Origin of the sequence: Quyinboa ferrireducens (assembly GCF_042436675.1) — a bacterium.
GTDB lineage: Bacteria > Bacteroidota > Bacteroidia > Bacteroidales > UBA5342 > JBHJHP01.
In genome coordinates this window covers 1-3,815 of the sequence record NZ_JBHMVA010000038.1, presented here as the reverse complement: position 1 = coordinate 3,815, position 3,815 = coordinate 1, and the positions used below count along the sequence as shown (strand labels likewise).

General features: G+C 44.1%; 1 protein-coding gene. It reads left to right on the top strand.

Annotated features, from left to right (window positions below):
* Positions 1–3,815, top strand: a 3,815-nt coding sequence (locus ACE01N_RS20075) for an Ig-like domain-containing protein (RefSeq protein ID WP_380592793.1), incomplete at both ends; no start/stop codon positions are given.

Below are 3,815 nucleotides of genomic sequence, written 5' to 3'. Positions count from 1 at the left end.
GATAATGGCATAGCCGTATCAGAGTGGAAATGGAAAGCTGTTGATGCCGTTTCGACAGATGACTGGACTGTAGGGCAATTTGATAAATCGTCTGTCACTGATGGAGAATACCTTATTATGTTAACTGTTCAGGATCATCAGGGCACCTGGAGTCGTCCATCCTGTAAATATATTGAAGTCTCATCTTCAGTTGGAACTGCCGATGAGTTACCGATATCACAGTTTAATATTCAGCCGGATGTTTTAACGACCTATAGTGGTACTATGTCAATAGATATTGATAATACATCTGTTGATCCTTATAGCAGGACTCTTGATGCAGAAGAGTGGATTGTTACACAAAGGACTTATGATTCAAATGGTGATCCGGTAGATACTGAGATTTACAATAGCGGAAGTGCTATGACAGATTTCAGTGCATACAATAATTTAAGTGCAGAATATATAATAAGTTTAAGGGTTCGTACCAATACAGAAGTATGGTCGTTGCCATATTACAGAACCCTTACCGTAATTGATGACGAGACAGCCCCAACGGCAAGCGCATCAGTTACAGGCGGTAATATTACAACAGACAACAGCATTTTGCTGGCATTTGAAGATGAAGCAGGAGGCAGTGGCTTCGATGTACAGCGTTATGTTATGGTTCAGTCTTCCACGTCTCCCTCAGACGAAGATGGTTCCTGGGGTTCGTGGAGTAACAGCCAGTCCAAGAGCGTAAGTTTTGCCAATGGAGGTGCTGGCTATTATATACATGCGCAGGTAAAAGATAATGCTGGAAATACCGGTACATATTCATTCGGGCCGTTTGATGTAAGCCTTATTGTAAGTGCGGAAAACGATCTGGCATTGACCAATGAAGAAACAGCAACCTCTGGGATAGATGTACTTTATAATGATAAATACAGCGATGGCGGCACACCTGTTGTTACCATTACGGTTCAGGGTAAAAAAGGTACAGGGGTTGTAAATTCGGATAATAAGATTGTTTACACCCCGAATAAAGATGAATTTGGTACCGATAGTTTATTTTATCAGATAGATGATGGAGGCACTACCGATGAAGCCAAAATTACAATTTCTATCCGTAATGTTGATGATGCTCCGGTAGCCGTAGCAGATGAGTTTTCACTGGATGAAAATGCAACACTTGCCGATGATGTATCAGGCAATGATATCGAGGTTGATAATGATCCCCGTGTCTATCATCTTGTCAGTGGTCCTTTACATGCATCAGCATTTACCTTAAATGAAGACGGCACCTTTAGTTATACCAATGATGGAAGTGAGAATGAGAGTGATTCATTTACATATAAATTTGAAGATGCCCATTCCTTTAGTGAAGTAGTTACAGCCACACTAAGTATCGTTTTGCAAAACGATTTACCCATAGGGGAGAATGATACGATTGATGTGACAGAGGATGTTATATATACCTTTAAAGAAGGCGATTTTACCTTCTCCGATGATGATTCAGGAGATAGTTTTAATGGTATAGAGGTTATTACCCCTGCTTCCGCCGGTACATTATTATATGATGGCAGCGCTGTAACTTCAGGAATGGTTTGTTCCGACGTTACATTGTTAACATATAAGACTGCGGTTGATGGATCCGGAGATTCTTACGCTTCGTTTACATTCAAGGTAGCAGATAAACAGGATGCCTTAAGTTCTGAGTCATATGTTATGGTGGTTAATGCTTTGGCGGATACAGATGCCGATGGTATTGCCAATATTATTGATACCGATGACGACGGTGATGGTTACAGCGATGCGGATGAAATCGATAATGGCACCGATCCACTGAATGCTGGATCCGTACCGGCTGATAACGATGGCGATAAGGTCAGTGACCTGAATGACGATGATGATGATAACGACGGTGTTATTGATTCAGAGGATAAGTTCCCGATGGATGCTACAGAAACCGTTGATACCGATAATGACGGTATAGGTAACAATGCCGATACCGACGATGACGGCGATGGTTACAGCGATGCAGATGAGATTGCCAACGATACCGATCCACTGGATGCAGAATCCGTACCGGCTGATAACGATGGTGACAAGGTAAGTGACCTTAACGACGATGATGATGATAACGACGGCATAATCGATACAGAGGATAAATTCCCGACGGATGCAACAGAAACCGTTGATACCGATAATGACGGTATAGGTGATAATGCCGATACTGACGACGACGGTGATGGTTACAGCGACGCAGATGAGATTGCCAACGATACCGATCCACTGGATGCAGAATCTGTACCAGCAGACAACGATGGTGACAAGGTAAGTGACCTTAACGACGATGATGATGATAACGATGGCATTATTGATTCAGAGGATAAATTCCCGATGGATGCTACAGAAACTGTTGATACCGATAATGATGGTATAGGTGATAATGCCGATACTGACGACGACGGCGATGGTTACAGCGACGCAGATGAGATTGCCAACGATACCGATCCACTGGATGCAGAATCTGTACCAGCAGACAACGATGGTGACAAGATCAGTGACCTTAACGACGATGATGATGATAACGACGGCATAATCGATACAGAGGATAAATTCCCGACGGATGCTACAGAAACCGTTGATACCGATAATGATGGTATAGGTGATAATGCCGATACTGACGATGACGGTGATGGTTACAGCGACGCAGATGAGATTGCCAACGATACCGATCCACTGGATGCAGAATCTGTACCGGCTGATAACGATGGTGATAAGGTCAGTGACCTTAACGACGATGATGATGATAACGACGGCATAATCGATTCAGAGGATAAATTCCCGACGGATGCCACAGAAACTGTTGATACCGATAACGATGGCATAGGCGATAATGCCGATACCGATGACGACGGCGATGGTTACAGCGATGCAGATGAGATTGCCAACGACACCGATCCACTGGATGCAGAATCAGTACCAGCCGATAACGATGGTGACAAGGTAAGTGACCTTAACGACGATGATGATGATAACGACGGTATAATCGATACAGAGGATAAATTCCCGACGGATGCCACAGAAACCGTTGATACCGATAATGACGGTATAGGTGATAATGCCGATACCGATGATGACGGCGATGGTTACAGCGATGCAGATGAGATTGCCAACGATACCGATCCACTGGATGCAGAATCAGTACCGGCTGACAACGATGGTGACAAGGTAAGTGACCTGAATGACGATGATGATGATAACGATGGTGTTATTGATTCAGAGGATAAATTCCCTACGGATGCTACAGAAACCGTTGATACCGATAATGACGGAGTAGGCGACAATGCCGATACAGATGATGACGGTGACGGTTACAGTGATGCAGATGAGATTGCCAACGATACCGATCCACTGGATGCAGAATCCGTACCAGCCGATAACGATGGTGACAAGGTAAGTGACCTTAACGACGATGATGATGATAACGATGGTGTTATCGATTCAGAGGATAAATTCCCGACAGATGCAACAGAAACCATTGATACCGATAATGACGGTATAGGTGACAATGCCGATACCGATGACGATGGAGATGGTTACAGCGATGCAGATGAGATTGCCAACGACACCGATCCGCTGGATGCAGAATCCGTACCAGCCGATAACGATGGTGACAAGGTAAGTGACCTTAACGACGATGATGATGATAACGATGGTGTTATCGATTCAGAGGATAAATTCCCGACAGATGCAACAGAAACCGTTGATACCGATAATGATGGTATAGGTGATAATGCGGACACTGACGACGACGGCGATGGTTACAGCGATGCAGATGAGATTGCCAA